Consider the following 20,941-nt stretch of genomic DNA (forward strand, 5'->3'; position numbering starts at 1 on the left):
ATTCGTGGGACCGCAGCGGTTCGCGGTGTGCTCAGTCGAGGCGTTGACGGTCCTCGTCGGTCCATGTGCGGGTGTCCCGGGGCGCGACGTACGGCTCCGCATCCTTGGGGTTGCCTCCGGCGATGGCGCGCTGACGCGTCAACTCGGCGTCGAACTCCAGACCGAGGAGGGTGGCCAGATTGGTGATCCACAGCCACACCAGGAAGATGATCACTCCGGCCAGGGTGCCGTACGTCTTGTTGTACGAGCCGAAGTTGGCGACGTAGAGGGCGAAACCCGCTGAGGCGATCATCCAGAGCATCAGCGCCAGGAAGCTGCCGGGGGTGATCCACCTGAGACCGCGGCCTTTGGTGTTCGGCGCGGCCCAGTAGAGGAGGGCGATCATGATCGTGACGAGGAGAACGAGGGCCGGCCATTTTGCGATCGACCAGATCATCATCGCCGTGTCCCCCACGCCGATGGCCTCGCCCGCCTGCCGGGCCAGGCCGCCCGTGAACACGACGATCAGCGCGCTGGCTACGAGAAGGATCATGAGGGTTACCGTCAGGACGAGGCGCAGCGGGAGGAGCTTCCACACGGGCCGGCCCTCGGGCATGTCGTAGACGACGTTGGAGGCCCGGATGAACGCGGCGATGTACCCGGAGGCGGACCAGACGGCCAGGGCCAGGCCGACGAAGGCTGCGACGGAGCCGAGGCCGCTGTTGCCCTGAAGTTGTCGCACCGCGTCGGGGATCACATCGCGTGCGGGGCCGGGCGCGAGTTTCTGAATGTTGTCCAACACCTCCCTGGTGGCGGACTCACCCACGATGCTCAGCATGCTCACGAGTGCCAGGAGAGCCGGGAAGATGGCCAGGATGCCGTAGTACGTCAGGGCCGCGGCGCGGTCGGTCAGCTCGTCGTCCTTGAATTCCTTCAGCGTGCCGCGCAGCACGGCTTTCCAGGACCGACGGGGCATCTCGGAAAGCCGGTCCGGCGCCCGCTCCTCCACCTGCTTGGACGGTCCGGTACCGACGAATGAGCCGGAACCGGGGCCGTGGGGCTCATCCCGCTCTGGACCCGTCATGGGATTCATAACCCGGCGACTTACCACCGTCGCCCGTTCCATGCGCCGCCGGCAGTGAGCAGGACGATCGGTACGGGTGGGCGGGCCACCCGTCAATCCGGGCGTGGGGGAGGGGAACCAGTAGCGGAAGCGTCGCGGCAGGAGCCGCGCGCGTTGCTCGGCCCGCGTCACGCATCCTGCGGCCTTCGGCCTGCAGGGCGGGATTCTGCAGAGCCTTGCCGTCGGACTCTTTCATGAGTCCCCGAACCTGCAGGTAAGCGGCTCTTGCGATGCCCATGGTTGCTGCCTTTCCGGGTTTGGTCTCTGGGCTGAGCCCGCCCTCAGAGCGAGCAGCCGCCGGTCGTTATGTACGGTTTGACCTAGTGGCTCGAGTCGGAGATTAGTCGTTGGTTGGGCATGAGTCGTCCGGGGCCCAAGATTCCGCTGTTGTCGGTCGCTGATGCCCAGCGGGCTGTGCTGGAGGGCTGGTTACGCCGCCGGACGACGGCTCAGGCTTTGGCTCAGAGGTCGCGGATCGTGCTGGAGTGCGCCGAGGGTCACTCGATCATGGAGGTGTCCCGCCGGCTGCGGATCCATGAGCGGCTGGATCCGAGCGTGATACGCGAGGATGGCGAGCTGAAGCTGATGCTCGGTGCAGGGGCTGACACCAACCACGAGCCTCGCGTGTTCACCTTCTCGATCAGCGAGGCCCATCTGGCGGTGATCCGGAAGGACCTCGCCAGGCACCTGCTGCTGTGGAGTGCGGTCCTTCCGCTGTGCGACGCCGCCGGAACCCGGGGCCGGCTCGACGAGGATGCTGTCGTCGCGCTCCTGGACCCGATCCTCCTTGCCGCGCCTGCGGACATCGACGCGCTCTTCCAGCGCGTCCGGTGGGACTGGGGCCGGCTCGTCGCCCACGGGGCCGACATCGGTCTACTTGAGCGCGGTCAGGTGTGTGCGGCACTGGGCGGGGCGACCGAGACGCCAGACGGGAAGCGAGCTCAGGAGTACCACGCGGGCCGCCGTCGCGCCGAGCGCGGAGTAGTGCTCGGTCCACTAGACGCCGCGATTCTGAGGTCCACGGGCCGGTAAGTGCACGGCGCGACGGTTCCGAGGCGAATACCCGACGCCGTCGACCCCGCGCTGCTGCCCCAGGTCATGCGGGTGGTCGCCCCCGCGGAGCAGGCGTGCGCCGGGATGCAGATCGGCCGCGATCCGCGACGGGGAAGCCGCGCCACGGACAGGCGTGACTGGCACCGGATGGAGGCGACGGTCGAAGCAGCCGTACGCCGTGCCACCCTGAGCTCGTCGATGACGCGGTGCGCGCCGTGAGCTTCCTGATGTGCTCGGAGGCCGCGGACCGCTCCAGGAAAGCACCCGTCGATGACGACGAGGAGGCTGCCGACCACCGCTCCGACGCCGGAGAGAGCGCGGGGAAGACGGCCTTGTCGTTCACCGACGACAAGGGCGTCGAGAAGAAGTGGCGTCAGGACGGACCCCGTACCGCGGACGCGGAGTTCTGGGAGTTCGTCGGTGACCGCTCCGTCGCGGACAACGAAGTGTTCACCATCGAGGACGAGGAGCTGGGCGAGGGGATCCACCTCCACTTCTATGCGGACTCCGCCGCCCGCATCCGACGCTGCGTGAGGGGAGGGGAGCGGCGGATCCGCAGTACCGGGTCGAGTACAGACTGGTCGACGGGATCGGCGGATACCGAAACCTGGTGAAGGCCTTTGTCCGCGGCGGCTGTGTCGCACTCGAACAGCACGGTCCCTGGATGTCGGATGTAGCCGAGCTCGAGCGAGCACGTCGTCGGCGCGACACCTGGTAGCCCAGCGAGAGCCCGCCCACTGTGCGTCGTCCCTGCATGCTGATGCGAGGTGATGAACGCGCACGGCCTTCACGGCCGGCGCCGGGCGGTCGCGCGTGGATGCTCGGGGAGGCCTGTCGGCGTGGGCAGTTCCTCGCCGACGGACGCGAGCGCGGCCCCGGGCGCGTACTTGGGCCTGGTGGACCAGGGAGTAGCCGATGAAGTGCGGGTCAGGGCACCGCGCTGCCGATCGCCTGGATCACGTCGCGCCAGAACGAGTCGGCCTCCAGGTCTCCTGTCCGCACCCAGCAGACGGACCCGCACCGCGGTCCGATGCCGGCCGCCGAGCGCACCCGGTGAGGTGCGCGAACGCCCGCCAGTGGCATGCGAAGAACGAGGCCAGGTTCAGGAGATCGTCATACCGGCGTCCTCACGCGGCCACCCGAGGCGGGGGTGGCCATCCGGCCCGGCACTCAGCGCAGCGGAAACTGGGCCGCGTGTCCGAAGGCGATGGCCGGGACCATGTGGTGCGCGTCGAGGGTGCCGAATTCCGGGATGGTCTTCTGGTGGCCGGGGGCCTTCACGTCCCCCAGCAGCGCCGGGTTGGAGAAGTGCACCCACGTCACGCGCCCGTCCTCCGTGCTGCCCTCCTCCACGTACACGCCCTTCACGGGCGCGGACGGCTTTCGGACCACGCGGTCCCGTGGGACGAGGCCGTTCTCCGGACCGGAGTAGGTGTCCTGGGAGTGGTACGCGCGCAGGCTGCGCCGGTCCGCGCCGGGCCCGGCGAGCCAGCCGCGGAAGGCGGTGACCATGTGCTGTCGGCCCTGGCTGTCCACGCCGTCGATGTCCCACAACTCCCGCCAGTTGCTCGTCAGGTGCGCGGCGGGTGCGTGGAACAGCTCCGGCGGGTAGCGCTTCTCGTCCAGCCGGTCGGCGGTGCACAGCTTCACCACCGCGTTGATCCCGGCGCTGAAGCCGGAGACGGTGGCGGTGAACCGCCCGGGCAGCCGCCCGGAGCCCCGCGGCCCGTCCCAGGGGAACAGGTGCGTACGGCCGTTCAGCAGGCGGAGTTTCACCTGCGGCGCGCTGTGGGCGGCCACGAGCTGGCGCGCGTACAGGAAGCGGAGCACCTCCTTGATCAGGCGGGCCAGGCCGGGCTGGGTGTCCAGCGGGCCCCAGTCGGTGCTGGGCTGGCTGGGCATGATGACCACCGGGTTCCGGCCGGCCGCCAGCATCTGATAGACGATCTTGTAGCCGACGAGGAGGTAGTTGACGAGGATGCCGACGTACGGCTGTTCCGCGGTCTTCGGGGACTGGGGCGCGGTGACGGCGTACGGGTAGGCGCCCAGGAAGGGGTACGAGTCCGGTGGGTAGCCGCGGTCGGGGAAGGTCGGCGGGGAGTAGAAGACGACCACCTCCGGGGCCGGGCCGAGAGGCGCGAACGGTACCCAGGCGCCGGTGAGGAACCGCGGCAGCCGCGCGCCCCCGCCCCCACCGCCTCCTGTCCCGCCGCCCCCGCCGCCCGGGGCCGTCTGGGGCTGGGCCCCGTACTCCAGGAGCACGAACCGGCCGCGGCTGGCCAGGTCGACGGGGATCACGGAGTGCTTGAAGCGCTGCCACTCCATGGCGGTGAGGTCGCCGAAGACCGGTTCGTCGAGGCGATGGATCGTCTCCCGGTTGTGCCGGGCCCCGCGGTAGATCCAGTCGGGCTCGCCCACGTCGTCGACCAGTGCGGCCCCCGGATTGCCCGGCAGAGGATGGTTCGGGTCCACGGCCACGGTCGGTGCCAGGCGGACCGTGCCGATCACCGTGTTCACGTGGAGTTCGGGGCCCAGCAGGAAGGCCTGCCCCGCAGGGTTGGACGACTGCCAGCCCGAGCCGGCGCCCCCGCTCCCGAACACGAACCGTTCGGCCGCGAACCCGTCCATCACGACCGTGACCTCGATCTCGTCCCTCGCGAGCGTGACGTCCACCGCCTGTCCCGGCCGCACGGTGAGGCTCGTCGGCAGCGGCCCCGGCGCCGTGAAGACGAGGGTCACGTGCGCGCCGTGCAGCGGGGTGCCGTTGACGTCGCCGACGTTGACCGTGACGCGCACGTCAGAGCTGCTGGCCGGTCTTGGGGTCGTAGCGCACGGCTACGGCCGCCACCTGGTCGGTCGGCAGCACCTCCACCCACTGGTCGAAGACCTGGTACGGCTCGGCGGGCCGGAACCCGCCCTCCAGGGGGTCGAAACCGCTCTCGAACACCTTCTCCGAGGCCGCCGTCTTGCGGTGGTCGGAGTTCGACTCCTTGAGCTCCTGCGCGACCATGGCCAGCACCTCGCCCACCTTTTTCCCGCCGAACGAGCCCGGGTCCCCGTCCTGGAGGGTGTACGCGACATCCAGCCCGGCCTCGCCCTCGACCCCCTTCAGCCAGGCCAGCGCGGCGGCCTCCTGCCCCGGCCGGACGGGCATGACGGCCTTCACCCAGGCCGCGTTGAGGAACTCGTTGCGCCGCGGGTCGGCGTCGATCTGGATCAGCCAGCCCAGAGAGCTGCCGAGCGGCGCCGGATCGGTCTGCTCGGTGATCAGGTAGTCCACCCGGTACTCGGACACCGGCGGGATGGGCCCGCCCGCCGCCTTGTACTCGTCGGCGCGGGAGTACCAGCCCGCCACCGTCTGCCCGGCCAGCGGCAGGGCCACGGTGCCCGGCGCCGGGGGCGGCTCCTCCGCCGGCGGTACGGGATACCTGCCGACGCTGTCCCGGGTGACGGGCGGGGGTGCCAGCGGCCCCGGCCGCCAGAAGTCGGGGGCCACGAAGTACAGCATCTCGTCCACGTCGAAGAACCGCTGGATCTGCTCCGCCTCCACGTACGGCAGGCTCGAGGGCATCCCGGCCGACGGCGGCGCCGGATAGTGCCCGCTGTTCTGCAGCTTCCGGATCAGATTGCGGAACACCCACCGGCGCTCCTCGCTGCGCAGGTCCTCCGAGGGCCGGGAGCGCATCTGGCTGACCAGCCGCAGCCGCTCGCGCACCGCCTTGCCGTACGCCTCGTGCTGGAGCCGCTCCACCTGCCGGCGGTAGGCGGCCTCCGCGTCGTCATTGGCCTGCTTGCGCTTGGCGACCGCCGCAGCCGTGGGCTTGTACGTGAGCATCGCGTCGAAGGGCAGGGAGGGCTTGCCCTGCCAGTTCGCGTACGTCAGCCGCAGTTTGAGCTTGTTCGGGGTGGTGGTCGTGTCCGGGTTGGGCACCAGGTCGGCGGAGTCGAAGGGGGCGAACTCCACCCGGGCGCCGTGCCGTTCGATCGAGGCGATGCCCGTGAGCTCGTAGTCCGCCGGGGGCGGGGGCAGCGGCTTGGTGAAGCAGAACTGCACCGTGTCGTCGACGCCGGCGGTCGTGGTGTTGATGCCGCGGCAGGCGTTGGTGGGGTTCGGGGTGTACGTCAGCTCGCCCTCGTCGTCCGGTCCGTCGTTGTGGAGGAAGGGGATGTCGAAGTGGAAGGGGATCAGCCTGTCCTCCAGGTCGGGCAACTTCTCCGGCCTGGGTACGGCGGTCAGGTCGGGCGCCTCGACCACGTGGACCATGTCCCCGAGCCCCAGGTCGAAGCCCGGATCACCGAGGTACACCTGCCAGCACAGCCGCGTGCCCACGTGCTGGAGCTGCACGCCGACCTTGCGCATCTTGCGCCGCATCTCGTAGTTGACGAGTTCGGTGGTGTTGTTCTGCAGGAAGTACCGCCGGCTCGATGTGTCCGTCGACTCGGTCACCGTCTTGAAGGTGGTCTTGAAGTTCCGTTTGATCTCGCTGCTCGCCTTGGCGGTCTGCGTGCGTGTCTGCTTGTGCGTGGCCTCCGAGCCGCGTTTGGCGGTGTTCTGCGTGCTGAAGCTCAGGCTGGCGTCGGCGTGGTAGATCTTCGCGTTCACCCCGCCCGTGGCGCTGACGCCCAGCTTCGTGTCGCTCGCGTTCTCCTCCTTGACCGCATCCGCGACGTCGTCCTGCTCGGTCAGGCTCTCCTCCGTCTTGCGGGTGACCTCCTCCGAGACCTCGGCCGTCTTCTCGACGAGCGTGCGGCGCGTGCTCGTCTCGACCACCTCCACCGAGCCACCGGGGCTGACCCAGATGTGCCCCGCCGGTACGCCGAGGAAGGTGTCGAACTCGAAGAAGTACTCCCTGTAGAGGTTGACCAGTCCGACCGGCGAGAGCCCGCCCGCCGCCTGCGCCGCGAACCGCCCGGCGAGCGCGGCCAGGGCCTCGTGGCTCAGGCTTCGCGCGACGTCCCCACGGAAGCTGTCCGGGACGAGGCGCGCGTACGCCGAATCCGGGTTCGCGGCTGCGGCCGACAGGGAGGACTGGGCGCCGAGCCAGCCCACCAGCGGCTGGTACACCCCGAGGAGCTCACTGGCGTACGGAAGGGTGCCCGCGAAGTCGTACACGGGCTGACCGGTGTACGCGGGCGCCCCTGGGGCCGGCATGACCATGGTCTGCGCCGGGCCCGCCGTGCCGCCGGAGACCGTGGCGAACGGCGCGGCGATCCAGCCCGCGCCGGACGCCGACTTGAAGAGCTGCATCTCACCGGTGGAGGTCCGGGCCGGGGCGACGAAGGAGATCGTGAGGTTGCCGGGCGAGGTCGCCGCGCGCCCCACGAAGTGGAGGCCCGACACCGGGTCGTCCCACAAGAAGGATCCGCTCAGCTCGGTGACGTCCGCGTACAGGCTCGGGTCCACCACCTGGACGCCGGCCGGCAGCGCCAGGGCCATGCGCAGGCCGTTGGGGATCTCCGCCCCCGTGCCTTCGACCTTGTACCGCCAGATCCGGTACGAGCTGCCCGCGCCCGACTGCGGGATCGGATCCGTCCCGACGAAACTGACCACCAGCGCCATGGTGAAGATCCCCTCGGAGTGGCTTTCGCTCTGCCGGGGTCCTTCCCATGCCGTGTGCACATGCCGATGGCGAGCGGCAGGAATCACCTGAGCGGCGGGCGCGCGCGGACCGGACGAGCCCCCGGCGCTCGCCCAGCCCAACCGTGCACGCCTGCTGTGCGCCCCCGCCCGCAGGCGCCCGGGCGCAGTCCGGGACCGTGGTCGCCTCGACCTCCCAACTTGGCTGCACCGCGCAGCGGATGGTGTCGGGGTGGGAGCTGAGCACCGGTCAAGCGACCGAGCCGTGTCTCGCCGCGCCCGACCATGTTGGAGCCACTCCTCGATTACCCGGACGTCGGCGGTGACGACCTCTCACCGTCGACTGCGCGGCTCTCCTTTCCTTCCTGGAGACCATCGCCGATCAATCGGCGCAGGACGGCGACGAAAGGCTCCTTCACGAGCGCATCGAAGACGGCCAGAGCCGCGGTGGCGGGGTCGAAGGCGCCGCCGAGTGGCTGGCGCAGGTTCAACAGGCCGATGGCAGTGGGGCGCTGGGACGGGTCGCGTGGGCGCGCTTCGGACGGCGAGCACTGCCAGGGTGGCGAGCGACAGGAGCAGTGACGGCCAAAGCGTGAGTAGCGTGGTGAACGGGGCCAGCGTTCTGCCGAGCAGGCCTGCGAACACCCGTGACGTTGCAGGGTACTCACGATGTTCTTCTTCCAGCTGAAGATTTGGAAGACGTGAGCGGCCAGGTACTGCACGGTGCTGATGGCGACCGCGGCCTCACCGGCTGCTCCGTTCGGTGCGAGACCGCCCACCCGGACCCACTGGTCCCACATCACGTCTGCCATCAGGTGATGCACGAGCTCCAGGTTCTCCACGGCCCGCGTCCACAGCACCGCGAGCGTGCCGGAGGCCCTCGTGCAGGCGCGGACTGCCGCGCACAGCAGCCGGTCGTCCGTCTGCTCGACCAATCGCATCAGTCCGCGAAGCCCGTCCGCCATCGGGGACTGTGCCATCAGGTCGACGCCGGCGAGTTCGGCCTCCCGGATGCGCTCGATCGTCTCCCTGCCCTCCGGCCAGGTGGCTTCCCACGAGTCCATCAGGCCCCCGAAGCCCACGTCGGTCACCCCGCCGACCATCATGCGGGCCCCCGGTTCCGTGAGCGCCCGGTGGAAGAGATTCGGCACCGAGCGGCTCGAAGGCAGCTCGACACCGTCTCTGGCCGCGTACTCGCGCAGCGTTCCGTCCAGGTCCCGGCGCGGGGACCGACGGTTCCTGAGCAGCTGCGCCGCGAGCTCTTCCCGCGCTTCGAACGCAGCGTCGGAGTCGCCGCCGGCACCTGCTCGACGTCGAGTCCAGCCTTCTCCAAGGGCCAGCGGATCGCGGAGAGTAGAGCATTCCTCAGCCGCTCAGCGGACTCCGGGGTATCGACGAGCGCCCAGCAGACCCAGCCTGGTTTTGTCGCCGGGAGCCAGCAACGTTTGTTGGTCACCGCTGGGAACGGTCCACCAGCGACAAGAAACGTGTTGCTGAGTTCTGGAAGCGTGCCGTTAATTGCTTCCAGCCGTCCCGTGTGCTGGTCGGCTCAGAGCAGGTGATCATGGGCCCGGCCTTATCTCTGACCCAAGCCGCGAAGACTGACCGCCGGGGTAGGTCCGGAGCGCCGCAGGCGTAACCCGGCCACCGAAGTGGCCGCCGCGTACCTTGCTGTCCGCCGCCCTGACCACCGAAACCGACTACCCGAAAGGACCCAACGCCTGATGTTCATATGGCCTTCGATCGTTGCCGTACTCGGCACCCTCGCCGGTGCCCTGACCGCCGGACTCCTCCAGCACCGTTCGGCGCGCACCGCGCGCGCCGAGCAGCGCGCGGACAGCCACCGCCAGGACCAGCTCGGCGCCATCACCGACTTCGCTGCCGCCCTGGACGCGCACCGCTCGGCGATGTTCCACCGGGAGCGTCTGGCCCTGACCGAGCCAGGCACCGAGCATCAGCTGGAGGCCCAGACGAGGTCCCACGACACTCGGGCGGCGATCACAGCGCCCCACATCCGCCTTCAGGTCCTGGTCCCTGAACTGGCCGGCCCCGCCCAGCAGGCCGCAGATGCCACGTACGCACTGCGCAAAGCCACCGGCCGTACGGAGCTGGACGCCCGGCGGCATGCGGCCAAGGAAGCGTCCGTGGCCTTCGTCGCTGCGGCCGCCACGCTACTGAGCCCCAACAACCGCTGACCGAGGGGGACCACGGCCGGCGTCCTGGCCGCCGATCGTGCCGGTCCCATACGTCAGCAGCACTATACGCTCCCGTGGCGGGTGTTCCCATTTCTCGCCGGCATTCCGGACGTCGGCAATCGTGAAGCGTTCCTGGAAGCCGCAAACAACTGTTCCTGGAGATGACCTACGCAGCCAAGCAGCCATCAGTGGATCGAAGAACTCCTCAGACAGAGCGGCACGTTCCAGCAGTGGCCTTCGTGCGGCTCCGGCCAGGTGCCGCGCACGTCGGTCATCAGGCACGTCGGCCGCATCCGCAAGGTCCAGCAGGCGAGCCACCTCGGCTGCGCATGCAAGGAATGTACGTGCGGATGCCTCGTGGCGGTCACCTTCGCTCATGGCAGGATTCTCGACCACGGGCCTGAGCGGAAGTGGCCGCATGGGCGAGATAAGGCGCGCGGGCTCAGCCCGGAGAACGGGGCTATCCACGACGGGTCCGACGCCGTGATCACACCAGCCACATCGAGACGGGAAGCTGGTGACAGTGCTGCGTCGTGCAGGTGCGGACACCGCCCGCAAGGGGCGGCCGTGGAGCCTTCCGCTGGAAGACCGGACCCTGCTGGTCACCGCCTCCTGGCGAACCAACCTGACCATGCGGCAGCTCGCCCCGCTGTTCGGGATCTCGAAGTCGGCGGCGGACCGGATCATCCACAACCTTGGACCGATGCTCGCGCTCCAGCCCCGCAAGCGATTCGCGAAGGACACCGTGTTCATCGTGGGCGGCACCCCGGTCCCCACCCGCGACCACACCATCGCCGAGCGGTCGAAGAACTACCGGTATTCCACCAACCACCAGGTCGTCATCGACGCCGACACCCGTCTGGTCGTCGTGGTCGGCCGGCCGCTCGCCAGGAACCGCAACGACTGCAAGGCGTGGGAGGAATCCGGCGCCGAGGCCGCCGTCGGCAAGGCATTCACGATCGCCGACGGCGGCTACCCTGGCACCGACTTGTCATCCCGCACCGACGCAAGCGCGGCCACATCGAACTCCCGCACTGGAAAGAGGAACACAACAAGTCCCACAAGCAGGTCCGGGCTCGCGTCGAGCACGTCTTCGCCCGCATGAAGACCTGGAAGATCCTCCGAGAACGCCGCCTCAAAGGCGACGGCGTCCATCACGCCATGCTCGGCATCGCCCGGACGCATAACCTCGCCCTCGCCGGATAGGCGAGCGGTGCTCGGCTAAGGATGATCCGAAAGCTACTCAACTTCCTTGGCAAGGCTGACGCTCTCGAAGTCGCCGCACATGCCTGGCGTACTGCCCAGCCTGCGACCTCTGGGCGCGATCGATTGAAAGAACCTGAGGATCCGCCGCGCGCTCGTACAGCTCAACCTCGAAAGAGTCCGTGTCCACCTCGACACGCCGGGCAAGGGCATCCCGATCCTGCTCAGCTGTCGGACGCGCTCGGACCTCGTCCCTCCACACCTGACCGCTCGCCTCCGCTTCGTCCATCTCGCCAATATATGTGCGGGCAGCAGCTCGGCTCCACGGGGTGGAGGCCAGCCGCGACCCACGGGTTCACGGGCGCATGCGTGTGCCGCGGGCCGGACAGGCCCGACGAGGGCCGGTGGTCGAACCTGATCGGGCTGTCCCCGCCCCCGGCAGGGTGAGGGTGCCGGTTACGGCAGCTTGGCGAAGGGGGAGAGGAAGGCGCGGGCGCCGGGCGTGTCCAGGCGGTAGGAAACGTTCGTCGCGTAACACGGGCCGTCACCCGTGATGGTGGTGGAGACCAGGGTGAGCTTGCCGCCGAGCGTAGCGAAGTTCGGGCCGCCCGAGTCGCCGTAGCAGGCCCCTCCGTTGCCCTGGGGCGCGGTCATTGCCAGGCGGGCCCAGGCGTTGTTGAGGGCGTCGAAGGTGACGGGGGCCTTCATGCGGACGCCGCCTCCGGGGTGGGTGTGGCCGCCGGGGCCACGTACGGCCTCCTGCGTGCCGTACCCCGTGACGGAGAACGGAGTGGCGCGCAGTCCTTGCGGGCCCAGTGCGTCGAGCGCTCCCGCTTTGGGGAGCGTGGCTGGGGTGAACGCCCAGCGCGCCTTGACCTGGGCGGCAGGCAACTCCACAACGGATATGTCGTGATTATCCGATGCAGGGCCGGGGTACGCGGGATGGTTGTGGACAGCGCCCTGCACGGCGACACGCTTCGCCACCGCGGTCGGGTCGTCGGGGTGTTCGGCGGAGGCCTTGTCGAGACCCGCCTGCACGTCCTGGTCGAGAGAGACGTAGAACTTCACGTTCGCTGGCCAGTCGGTGGTGCAATGCGCGGCGGTCAGGAAGGTGTCCGCGTCGATCATGGTGCCGGAGCAGACCCAGTCGACCCGGTCCGGGGTGGTGGGGTCGTCGTCGTTGTCCCAGGTGGCGACGAGGGCGCCCACCTCGGTGCGCTCGGGCGCCGGCGTCGCGTTGTACGAGTTGATCGCCGAGGACGGCAGGGCCGTGCCGAGGACGAGGGCGCAGGCCGCGGCTGTGAGGGCACTCAGGCGTATGGGTACGGCAGTCAAGGGAAACCCTTCGATGTCGTGGGGCGGGGGCTCTCCTGTGGGGTGATCGACAGTGAAGCGCGCGTGAGTGCGCGCGGCAAGAGTGCGGGGCTTCTTTGGCTGTTGCTTGACTCATCTCCTGTCGCGGACGGGAAGTAGGTGAGGATTTGCGGTCAACCGAAGGCCAACGGGGGCGTGCCCAGGTTCGCCTTGGCCTTGCCCGCGCCGCCGGCTCCTAGCATGCTGCAGGTGACCGAACCGACTGACGCCGTCCTCACCAGCGGAGTGCTCGCCCGCCTCGTCTCCCTCGCCGTGACCTCACGGAACCCGAGGGCCGCCCCTTGGAGGACGAACTCCAGCGCTTCTCCCGGCTGATGCAGGACTCTCACACGATCGCCTGGGTCATGCCCTTCGACGCGGTGGCCTCGCTCCTCGACGGACTGGCGGACGAGTACGGCACGGAGCGGTTCGCCGCGCGGCCCGCCGTGTTCCGTGATCGGCTCGCCCGGGCGGCCGGCGACGAACCTGTCGACGCCCTTCTGCGCTCCTTGGCGGAACTCGTCCGCGACCCCTGGTTCGGTGTCGTTCCGGGCTACGACGAACTCCCGTTCTCTCAGTGGGAGGCACTGGCCCGTTTCGACGTCGTCAACGAGTTCGCGTCACAGCTGCCCACCGGTGGGTACGGGAGTGACCCGGAGGCCGAGGCACGTGACCTGGTATCCATGGACCACCCTGACTGCCACGGCAGAATCGCCGACCTCGCAGGCCAGCTCCAGCGCGTCCTGTACATGTTCCGCTCGCCCGCCGAGCTCGACGAGGCCTTCGCGCCCGTCATGCCGTCGGTGACGTACGTCCGGCTCCGCCTCCTCCTCGACGCCGTCCACGCCCACTTTGCCGAGCAGCACTGACCCACCCGAACCCGGAAGGAGCCGACGTCATGCCCATCGAGCCGACCCTCGCGGTGTCGGAGGAGGATCTGAAGCGTCTCGCCGACGGCCTGGACGCCATGCGGACGCACATCGACGGGGTGGTGCGCCGGATGGACGCGCTCGTGGGCCGGGCCGAGGCGCGGTGGCGCAGTGAGGCGGCGACGGAGTACCGGATGCATCGCGAGGCCGGGCCGGCGCCGTGTCCGGGCCGCTTTTCCACGCCCCCGTAGCATGCGCCATGTGATCACGAGACACGAAGAGTTCCTCACCCAGGGTGCGGTGGGGCTCCTGCTGGACGTCGCCGCCGCGTCGCGCGACCCGGGGGCCGCGCCGCTGGAGGACGAACTCCAGCGGCTGTCCCGGTTTCTGCAAGACTCCAGGGCGATCGCCCGCGTGATGCCACTGGTGGCGTTGGCCTCGCTGCTCGATCTCCTTGCCGACGAGGTCGGCACGGAGGCGTTCGAGGCAAGGCCTGTCGTGTATCGCCAGAGGCTGGCGCGTGCGGCGGGCGACGATGCGCCGGCGGACTTCCTGTGCTCGCTGGCCGCGCTGGTCCGTGACAGCCAGCTCCGCTCCTACCCGGACATGACTGAATTGCCGCTCTCCTTCTGGGAGGCGCGCGGACGCTTCGCACAGACGGATCACTTCCTCTCGTTGATGTTCTCGGGTGAGTACGACGACGTGGATGAGGCAGTGGAGGAGGTCCTCACCAGCGAGCACCCGGAGGACTGCCATGAGCGACTCGGCAACCTCGCGGGCGAGCTGCAGCGCATCCTGTATCTGTTCCGCACGCCGGCCGAGTTGGACGCCGCCTTTGCCACTGTCATGCCGTACGTGACTCATGCACGCGTCCGTCTCCTCCTCGACGCAGTCCACGCCCACTTCGTCGAGCAGCACTGACTCACGCGCCCCCGGGAGGAGCAACCACCATGTCCATCGAGCCGACCCAACCTGCTTGGCGCGCTCGGACTGGTCTTTGACGCCACCCGCGCTCTGAACGACGCGGTACGTCGCAGCCTTCGTTGCCCAGCTCCGGGCCGAGGGCTGCGAGATCCGGGACGAGGACAGCGCCAGGCTCTCCCGGCGCAAGTACCGCAATCTCAACGTGCTCGGCCGCTGGTGCTTCACCGCGTCCACCGCCTCCACCGCGGCCAGCGGTGGTCTGCGGCCCCTGCTCGACCCGGATGCAGCCGGGCTCGACGAGGACGAAGAGGAGCAGACGTGTCCTTGGCGGCGCCTCGGGAGCTGGGGTGTTGCCTGGGGAGCGGGGCCGGACAGAGGGAGGGTCTTGGCGGAGTCGAAACTGGGGCTTCGGGGCCGCTGGTAAGGGTGCCGTTCGCGCCCTCGACGGTGCCGCAGCCGCACTCCGGCGATGATTCGAGGCCGTGGGGTCGACCACCTCCGGGCAGTCCCTCACACGCCCGCCCGTGACATCGTAGAAGTGGCTCTGACCTGGTGTTTTCCTGGGATTCGCCTAGCCTGGGGAGTTCTGCTGGACATCATCGGAGGGGACATCGTGAGCGAGGAAGCCACCAGTTACGACGCCAGCGACATCCAGGTACTGGAGGGGTGGGAAGCTGTTCGAAAGCGGCCCGGAATGTACGTCGGCTCGACTGGTGAACGCGGGCTGCGCCAGATGGTGTTCGAGGTCGCGGAACGGGCGGTGAACGAGGTTCTGCACGGCCGTGCCGCCTCCGTTGACGTCACTCTCTCGCCCGACGGCGGCGTGTGTGTCGCGGACGATGGGCCGGGCATTCCCATCGACGAAACGGAAGCAGGTCCCGGGCTCGAATCCCTGCTCACCCAAATGCAGGCCGGGACAGGAGCCGGAGGCCGCCACAACGTATCGCTCGGCTTCTGGAGCGTCGGGCCCGCCGTCGTCAATGCCTTGTCGCAACGGATGACGGCAGAGGTGAGGGGCGGGGGAGTTCGATGGGTTCAGGAGTACGCGCGGGGCGTGGCCGCCTCCCCGCTCGCCGAGGTGGGGGCGGCGGCCGGAAGCGGGACCACCCTTGATTTCTGGCCCGACGCGGACATCTTCGGAGCCGCGGAGTTCTCGTTCGACGCACTGGAAGAGCGATTCAGGGAACTGGCCTTCCTGAACCAGGGCCTGGACATCTCCCTGACCGACCTGCGCGGCTCGGATGAGGTCCGTTCGGTGCGGTTCCGGTTCCCGGGCGGGGCACGGGACTTCGTCGACTTCCTCGACGGCCACGCGGCGGCGTCCGCCCCCGAGGACACCATGGCCTTCGAGCGGGAGGACCCTCGGATGGCGGGGAGTATGGAGGTGGCCTTCCGCTGGTCCAGCTCTCCTGAGGAGCGGGTCTGGACTTTCGCCAACAGCCGGCCCACCGTAGACGGCACGCACGCGAGGGGCTTCCGCGATGGAATGACAGCCGCGGTCACCGCGTACGCGCGGGAACAGGGGCTGCTGACAGTTACGGACGCCGACGTTGACGCCGCCCGGATCGGCAAGGGCCTGACGGCGGTCGTGTCGGTGAAGCTGGACCGTCCCGAGTTCGAGGGCTCCACGCTCGGCTGGCTAGGCAACGCCGAAGTACGCGACTGCGTCGGACAGGCCGTCCAGGACCACCTCGGCAGGTGGCTGAAGGAAAATCCGGAGCGGGCCGCAGCCGTCATCGACCGGATCGTCCATGGTGCTCCCCGGGACTGACCAACGACGAACCGCCCTCCCGGTCCAGAAGAACCGGACCGGGAGGGCGTAGGAAGAATGCAGACACGCGATTGCAGTTGTTCGGAAGCCTGGCTCATCGCCCACAGCCGGGCCCTGAGCATGGGCGAAGGGCTGGACTTCCACTCCTCCCGCAGGACCTGCGTCACGGTTCTGATCGAAGACGGCCGACCCCACATTCGTCCAGGAGCAGGTCGGCCACGACTACGCGAGCACGACCTCGATCAACACATGCGTCAGCTCAGACTCTTGCACCCGCGCCCTGAGGCGACACCTCGACGGCACCGTCTCCGCCGCTCTGGAGAGCCAGAACCGGAGGCAGTCGTGAACGCAAGGTCGGTTCCAAATGGAGGCTGCGCGAGGGGAGCTCCGCGCACGGCATTCCTCACCCTGGTTGCCAGCTGCGTCTGATTCAGGCTGGCGCCGGCCCGTCCTTCAGCGAGTCTCCTGCTCAGTTCGGCGTGTGCAGAGCGGCGGCCCGGATCGTCGTGCATGCAGTCCCCCCGGGGGTGTGTGCGCCAGTGTCCATCTTTGTCGCTATGAACCATGGTGCACAGCGACTCCGCGAGCTTTGTCTCTGTCAGCACCTCCACCGCTTCCTGGGAGTTCGCAGTGATCGTCGCCGTTGCTCTTCTCACCGTGGCCGTCGTCCTTCTCGTCGCCATGCTCTTCGCAGGCGCGGCCGGGACGCTGGCCGCGCCGAATGGACGGCGCGACCTGGCCCACGGCCATCACCGCGCCGCCATCACCTTCCCCGCCGCCGTCACTGCAGCCCTCACCCCCTTCCTTGACTGACCGCCCCTCACTCAGGCGGACCGTACTGAGCGGGCCGGCGCCAAAGTTCTTGCCGCGCCTGGGGGAGGAGCGCCGCACCGCCGACATCGACGGTTGCCGCGCTCAGTGTCAGTGCTTGTTCATATGATCCCGCCATGGACGCGGTGGAGGTCGCGACAGAGATCGCGCGGGGCAACGCCTGGTCGTTCTTGGTCGTGGGAGAGGAACGACAGTTCCAGGGAAACGCCGGCTACGAGGACGTCGTGGGGGAGTCCTACGGCTACGACTCGACTGTCGGAAACCATCGACGCGTTGCAGTGGGCGATCTGGTCGTCGTCCGTACCGGCCGCGAAGCTCTTGGCATCGGGTACGTAGAGGAACTGGAGGTGATCCCGAAGCAGGAGAAGCCCCGCCATCGGTGTCCACAGTGCGGCAGTACCGGGTTCAAAGAGCGTACGTCCCAGCAACCCCGCTACCGGTGCAGCCCGTGCACCACGGTCTTCGATCACCCAAGGCTCGAGACGATCCAGGTGACCAACTACAGGGCCCACTACGGCGGGACCTGGCATCAAGGCCATGCACAAGGCGAAGACGCTTGCCGCGGTGGCCTCACGAGGAATCCGCCTCCCTCTACAGAGCAGGGCAGCCCTCGGAGACGGGCACCGGCCCTTCGAGTTGCCAGGAGGCCGCAGGCGGACGACAGCCGCAGCTCGACGCGGTCAAGATGCATTCCGTCGAGCCCTGGTCCGCCAGTACGGGCTGGTCTGCGCCGTCACCGGGGCAGCGCCGGCAGAAGTCCTCGAAGCCGCTCACCTTCGGCCGTTCGCGACCACGGAGCGGCTTCTCATCGAGGAGGGGCTGCTCCTGCGCTCGGACATCCACCGCCTCTTCGACAGCGGCCTGCTGGCCGTCAGTCCTGACCTGACTGTGCGTGTCGCACCGAGCCTTGCCGGCCATGCCTCATACCACCTCTTGGACGGGGCTCCCCTACACGCACTCGGGTCGCCCAGGTGCTCGACGACGTACTCGCGCACGTCGTCCAGGACCTCCTCGGCGTCCCACTCGATCCGGTTCAGCATCCGCTGGATCCGGTCCGGGCCGGCATGACCGGCTTCATCCGCCAGCGTCCAGCCGTTCTTCCGCCGCAGCGGAGCTATCAGCCCACGCATATACGCCAACGCGGATTCACGCGGCTCCGACCTGGCGAAACGATGCACGAACCGCTCATGCAGAGCCTTCAGTTCACCCGCCCACCATCGGGCCTCAGCAAGTTCCCCACCCATGAACAGATCAACGAACAAGCAGTCAAACCGTCACTACAAGAACCGTTGCAGTACTAGGTGGACGCCGCCTCGGCGCCGCGCCGGTGATCACTCCCTCGTGCGCAGGTTGCGGCCCGTTCGAACGCGCCTCCGAGCAGGTGGAGAAGAACGCGGACGGCGGGTCGGTCGCGTTCGTCAGGATCTACGCCGGCCCGGAGAACGCCACCCCCACCGTGTACGAGTGGACCACCCTCCGCCAGTACGACTGGGACAACGGCGGATGGAAGGAATGGCCCTCGTGAGCGACGAGTGGACTACTCGACAGGGGGCACGACCTCCGAGCGCGAACGCCGCAACCACCGCCGTCGCTGCGCTGGCACCGTCGGGGCGACGTCGTCCTCGGACTTGAGCATGGCGCGGGCGGCCTCAATCAGGGCATCCGTACGTTCATGCAATCCTTGCTTAGCCCTTCTGCGTCTGTCCTCAGCGGAGCCCGTATTCAGGCAGTAGCGCAACGCGATCCCGGCTTGGCGGGGGGTCCAGCCCATAGAGGAGCAAACGGCTTGAGACGCAACTTGATACGCGGCTTCTCGTGCTGCCAGGTCACCTGATTCGCTAAGGGTTGTCCCGTAACTGATCTTTGGCAGCACGAGAGTGGCTGGCCGGTATCGCATCCCAGGTTCCCCTTGGGGAGGCACTGACTTCGGTTCACCCCTGCGACCGCACGACACAACAGCGGGTAGCAGACGCCTCCTCCCGACAACGTGTGGACCTCCCGACCTGGGGAGATGAGCAGTGGCCCTGTTATCGTGCGCCGATGTCAACGATCAAACAGTTCCAAGTGACCTTCGACTGCGCGGAGCCTGCGCGCCTCGCCTCTTTCTGGTGCGAGGTGCTGGGGTACGTCGTGCCGACGGTCCCGGAGGGCTTCGCCACGTGGGAGGAGTACCACCTCTCGCTGCCGCCCGAGGATGAGATCTACTTCGCGTGCACCGATCCCTCGGGTGTGGCCCCGCGCTTGCTCTTCCAGCGAGTTCCCGAGAGCAAGGTCGTCAAGAACCGGGTGCATCTCGATGTGCGGGCCGGCACCGGGCTTGTGGGTGAGGAGCGCCTTGCCACACTTGAGGCCGAATGCGCACGACTGATGGCACTCGGCGCGAAACACGTGCTGACGCAGCGCGCCGATGGCGTCAACGAGTCGTGCATCACGATGCAGGACATTGAGGGCAACGAGTTCTGCCTCGCCTGATTCTCCTCCGAGATTGCGACGTGGGGAGCCATCTCCGGCCTTGGGGAACATCGGGGCAGCCGATATCGGCTGCCCCGATGTTCCCCAAGGCCGGTCTCCGTCACCCACAACTCACCCAGCGCGGGGAGAAGCAGGACGCGTCTCATGCCCGACCTCTGGCTGCCCGGAGCCGAGCGACACCCGCTCGGCGACACGGCGCCCACCGACACCCAGTACGCACCCCGTGTGATCTGGCACATCACCTGGGACAAGAACGCCAGCGCCACCAAGCCGGCCGATCTCGTTCCTTTCGACCGGCTCGTGGCCTACTTCACCGGTGCCGGACGCAGCTCGGCCCCGCACATCCTCTGGGACCCCTTCACCGGCAGGATCGCCCAGTTCTACCGCGCTACCAGCCGCTCGAAGTCCGTCGTTGACCGCGCCGGCGGCACCCGCACCAACCGCACTGGACGGGTCTGCCTCCAGGTCGAGACCCTGTTCTTCCCGTACTGCCGCGTCAACAGCAGGACCTATGCGACCGTCCGTGGCACCCCGGCGAAGGGGCTGGACAAGATCCTGGCTTGGGCTCGGAGCTGGGGCGTTCCCGACGGCTGGCCGATGGGCTCTCCTCCTGGTCCGCAAACCGGAGCGAGAAGGTGTGGGAGACCCGGGGCGGGCACTACGGGCACAGCCAGACGCCGGAGAACACACACGGACCCGGGACCGATGCCGAAGTGGCCCGCGGGCGGGGCTCCGGCCCCCAAGCCGGGCCCGCCCCGCTACCCCGGCCACGCCGCCTTCGGCCCCGGCAAGTCGAACGCCTCGATCCTCCTGCTGGGGCAGCAGCTCGTCCGCCGGGGCTACGGCACGCACTACCGGGTCGGCCCCAGCCGCGACTGGGGCGAGGCGGACCGGTTGAATGTCTCGGCCTTCCAGCGCGCCCAGAGCTGGAGCGGTGCGGACGCGGACGGACTGCCCAGACCCGAGACGTGGCGCCGGCTCTTCGCCTGACCCCATGGCTACGTAGGCCACATGCAGGAACGGTTGTTGCCGGATTCTGGGAACGACCGTGGGAGGCTGCTGCGGGAAATGTTGGCGAGAAACAGGAACGGAGCCCGCGGGTGTCGCGCGACGGCAGCCAGCAGAGGCAGCGCGCCGGCCAGGGTAGTGGAACGTCCTGGCTAGCTGCTGTCCTGGCGGTCTTCCCGGGGTGCGAAGCGGGCCTGGGCCGCCAGGACGGCTTCGGTGTAGCGTCCCGCCCACGCGCCCATCGCATGGATCGGGACCAGCAGTGCGAGGCCCGCCTCGGTGAGTGAGTAGTCGACGCGCGGCGGGGCCTCGGCGTACGCCGTGCGTGCGACCAGGCCGTTGTACTCGAGGCGGCGCAGGGCTTCGTTGAGGACCTTGGGGCTGATCCCGCCGATGCGGGTGATCAGCGCACGGGGCCTCATGGGCCCGCTCTCGCCGAGGATGTACACAATCACGCTGTCCCAACGGTTCGACAGGACTTCGAAGGCCACCCTTGCCTGGCAGTCCGCGGCGTACTCGCCACCGCCCAGGTCCTCGCCCAGGCCTTGTCCGTCTGCCTCTGCCGCCGTGCCGCTCATGCGT

At 68.7% G+C, this 20,941-nt stretch carries 18 protein-coding genes and 5 pseudogenes; 14 read left to right on the plus strand and 9 right to left on the minus strand.

What is annotated here, in order from left to right; all coding sequences use genetic code 11:
- Positions 1-31: 31 nt before the first annotated feature.
- Complete coding sequence (locus ACZ3OF_RS19475) at positions 32-1,063, minus strand: YihY/virulence factor BrkB family protein (protein ID WP_467305786.1); 1,032 nt, start codon at positions 1,061-1,063, stop codon at positions 32-34.
- 546 nt (positions 1,064-1,609) lie between these two features.
- On the opposite strand from ACZ3OF_RS19475, the pseudogene ACZ3OF_RS19480 reads away from it, so the two are divergent.
- A pseudogene (locus ACZ3OF_RS19480) lies at positions 1,610-2,873 on the plus strand (DUF6357 family protein).
- A gap of 452 nt (positions 2,874-3,325) precedes the next feature.
- Here the strand turns inward: ACZ3OF_RS19480 and ACZ3OF_RS19485 are convergent.
- The 3 genes from ACZ3OF_RS19485 to ACZ3OF_RS19495 all read right to left on the minus strand — a co-directional run bounded on the left by ACZ3OF_RS19485 (position 3,326) and on the right by ACZ3OF_RS19495 (position 8,824).
- Positions 3,326-4,951, minus strand: coding sequence for a hypothetical protein (locus ACZ3OF_RS19485; protein ID WP_467305788.1), 1,626 nt, complete (start codon positions 4,949-4,951; stop codon positions 3,326-3,328).
- Between the two features lies 1 nt (position 4,952).
- On the minus strand, positions 4,953-7,715 hold the full coding sequence (locus ACZ3OF_RS19490) for a hypothetical protein (RefSeq protein ID WP_467305790.1): 2,763 nt from the start codon (positions 7,713-7,715) through the stop codon (positions 4,953-4,955).
- Positions 7,716-8,038: 323 nt separating this feature from the next.
- Entirely contained in the window at positions 8,039-8,824 is a 786-nt protein-coding gene (locus tag ACZ3OF_RS19495; protein WP_467305792.1) for a hypothetical protein, read from the minus strand.
- 633 nt (positions 8,825-9,457) lie between these two features.
- Here ACZ3OF_RS19495 and ACZ3OF_RS19500 point away from each other — a divergent pair.
- The gene (locus ACZ3OF_RS19500; protein WP_361680135.1) at positions 9,458-9,928 is read left to right on the plus strand and encodes a hypothetical protein; all 471 of its coding nucleotides are present in this window, start codon (positions 9,458-9,460) and stop codon (positions 9,926-9,928) included.
- Positions 9,929-10,350: 422 nt separating this feature from the next.
- Here ACZ3OF_RS19500 and ACZ3OF_RS19505 read toward each other — a convergent pair.
- Positions 10,351-10,428: pseudogene (locus tag ACZ3OF_RS19505) on the minus strand (IS5/IS1182 family transposase); the annotation flags it as partial.
- 23 nt (positions 10,429-10,451) lie between these two features.
- On the opposite strand from ACZ3OF_RS19505, the pseudogene ACZ3OF_RS19510 reads away from it, so the two are divergent.
- Positions 10,452-11,134 (plus strand): annotated as a pseudogene (locus ACZ3OF_RS19510) (transposase).
- A 453-nt stretch (positions 11,135-11,587) separates the two neighbouring features.
- Here ACZ3OF_RS19510 and ACZ3OF_RS19515 read toward each other — a convergent pair.
- Positions 11,588-12,466: a trypsin-like serine protease gene (locus ACZ3OF_RS19515; RefSeq protein WP_467305795.1), complete on the minus strand. Its 879-nt coding sequence runs from the start codon at positions 12,464-12,466 to the stop codon at positions 11,588-11,590.
- 228 nt (positions 12,467-12,694) lie between these two features.
- Here ACZ3OF_RS19515 and ACZ3OF_RS19520 point away from each other — a divergent pair, with 228 nt between their 5' ends.
- The 7 genes and pseudogenes from ACZ3OF_RS19520 to ACZ3OF_RS19550 all read left to right on the plus strand — a co-directional run bounded on the left by ACZ3OF_RS19520 (position 12,695) and on the right by ACZ3OF_RS19550 (position 16,861).
- Positions 12,695-12,820: a hypothetical protein gene (locus ACZ3OF_RS19520; protein ID WP_467305797.1), complete on the plus strand. Its 126-nt coding sequence runs from the start codon at positions 12,695-12,697 to the stop codon at positions 12,818-12,820.
- On the plus strand, positions 12,787-13,353 hold the full coding sequence (locus ACZ3OF_RS19525) for a hypothetical protein (RefSeq protein WP_467305799.1): 567 nt from the start codon (positions 12,787-12,789) through the stop codon (positions 13,351-13,353). The genes ACZ3OF_RS19520 and ACZ3OF_RS19525 overlap by 34 nt, the downstream gene beginning before the upstream one ends.
- Positions 13,354-13,382: 29 nt before the next feature.
- A complete protein-coding gene (locus ACZ3OF_RS19530; protein WP_467305801.1) occupies positions 13,383-13,604 on the plus strand; it encodes a hypothetical protein in 222 nt (73 codons plus the stop codon).
- 10 nt (positions 13,605-13,614) lie between these two features.
- A complete protein-coding gene (locus tag ACZ3OF_RS19535) occupies positions 13,615-14,274 on the plus strand; it encodes a hypothetical protein (RefSeq protein WP_467305803.1) in 660 nt (219 codons plus the stop codon).
- A 54-nt stretch (positions 14,275-14,328) separates the two neighbouring features.
- Positions 14,329-14,593: pseudogene (locus ACZ3OF_RS19540) on the plus strand (hypothetical protein); the annotation flags it as partial.
- A gap of 297 nt (positions 14,594-14,890) precedes the next feature.
- Complete coding sequence (locus ACZ3OF_RS19545) at positions 14,891-16,048, plus strand: DNA gyrase subunit B (RefSeq protein ID WP_467305805.1); 1,158 nt, start codon at positions 14,891-14,893, stop codon at positions 16,046-16,048.
- Between the two features lie 564 nt (positions 16,049-16,612).
- On the plus strand, positions 16,613-16,861 hold the full coding sequence (locus ACZ3OF_RS19550) for a hypothetical protein (protein WP_467305807.1): 249 nt from the start codon (positions 16,613-16,615) through the stop codon (positions 16,859-16,861).
- A gap of 119 nt (positions 16,862-16,980) precedes the next feature.
- Here ACZ3OF_RS19550 and ACZ3OF_RS19555 read toward each other — a convergent pair whose 3' ends face one another.
- On the minus strand, positions 16,981-17,256 hold the full coding sequence (locus tag ACZ3OF_RS19555; RefSeq protein ID WP_467305809.1) for a hypothetical protein: 276 nt from the start codon (positions 17,254-17,256) through the stop codon (positions 16,981-16,983).
- 160 nt (positions 17,257-17,416) lie between these two features.
- Between ACZ3OF_RS19555 and ACZ3OF_RS19560 the strand changes: the two genes are divergently transcribed.
- Positions 17,417-17,947 (plus strand): HNH endonuclease, encoded by a 531-nt coding sequence (locus ACZ3OF_RS19560; protein WP_467305859.1) that lies wholly within the window; start codon positions 17,417-17,419, stop codon positions 17,945-17,947.
- On the opposite strand, the pseudogene ACZ3OF_RS19565 reads toward ACZ3OF_RS19560, so the two are convergent.
- Positions 17,833-18,123, minus strand: a pseudogene (locus ACZ3OF_RS19565) (transposase); the annotation flags it as partial. The gene ACZ3OF_RS19560 and the pseudogene ACZ3OF_RS19565 overlap by 115 nt on opposite strands.
- Positions 18,124-18,260: 137 nt before the next feature.
- Here ACZ3OF_RS19565 and ACZ3OF_RS19570 point away from each other — a divergent pair.
- From ACZ3OF_RS19570 to ACZ3OF_RS19580, 3 genes are all read left to right on the plus strand, one after another.
- Entirely contained in the window at positions 18,261-18,404 is a 144-nt protein-coding gene (locus tag ACZ3OF_RS19570; RefSeq protein WP_467305811.1) for a hypothetical protein, read from the plus strand.
- A 515-nt stretch (positions 18,405-18,919) separates the two neighbouring features.
- A complete protein-coding gene (locus ACZ3OF_RS19575) occupies positions 18,920-19,351 on the plus strand; it encodes a VOC family protein (RefSeq protein ID WP_467305812.1) in 432 nt (143 codons plus the stop codon).
- Positions 19,352-19,495: 144 nt separating this feature from the next.
- On the plus strand, positions 19,496-20,341 hold the full coding sequence (locus ACZ3OF_RS19580; RefSeq protein ID WP_467305813.1) for a peptidoglycan-binding protein: 846 nt from the start codon (positions 19,496-19,498) through the stop codon (positions 20,339-20,341).
- A 170-nt stretch (positions 20,342-20,511) separates the two neighbouring features.
- Here ACZ3OF_RS19580 and ACZ3OF_RS19585 read toward each other — a convergent pair whose 3' ends face one another.
- Positions 20,512-20,937, minus strand: coding sequence for a winged helix-turn-helix transcriptional regulator (locus ACZ3OF_RS19585; RefSeq protein ID WP_361680115.1), 426 nt, complete (start codon positions 20,935-20,937; stop codon positions 20,512-20,514).
- Between the last annotated feature and the right edge of the window lie 4 nt (positions 20,938-20,941).

This window comes from Streptomyces sp. NPDC022552 (assembly GCF_055561875.1).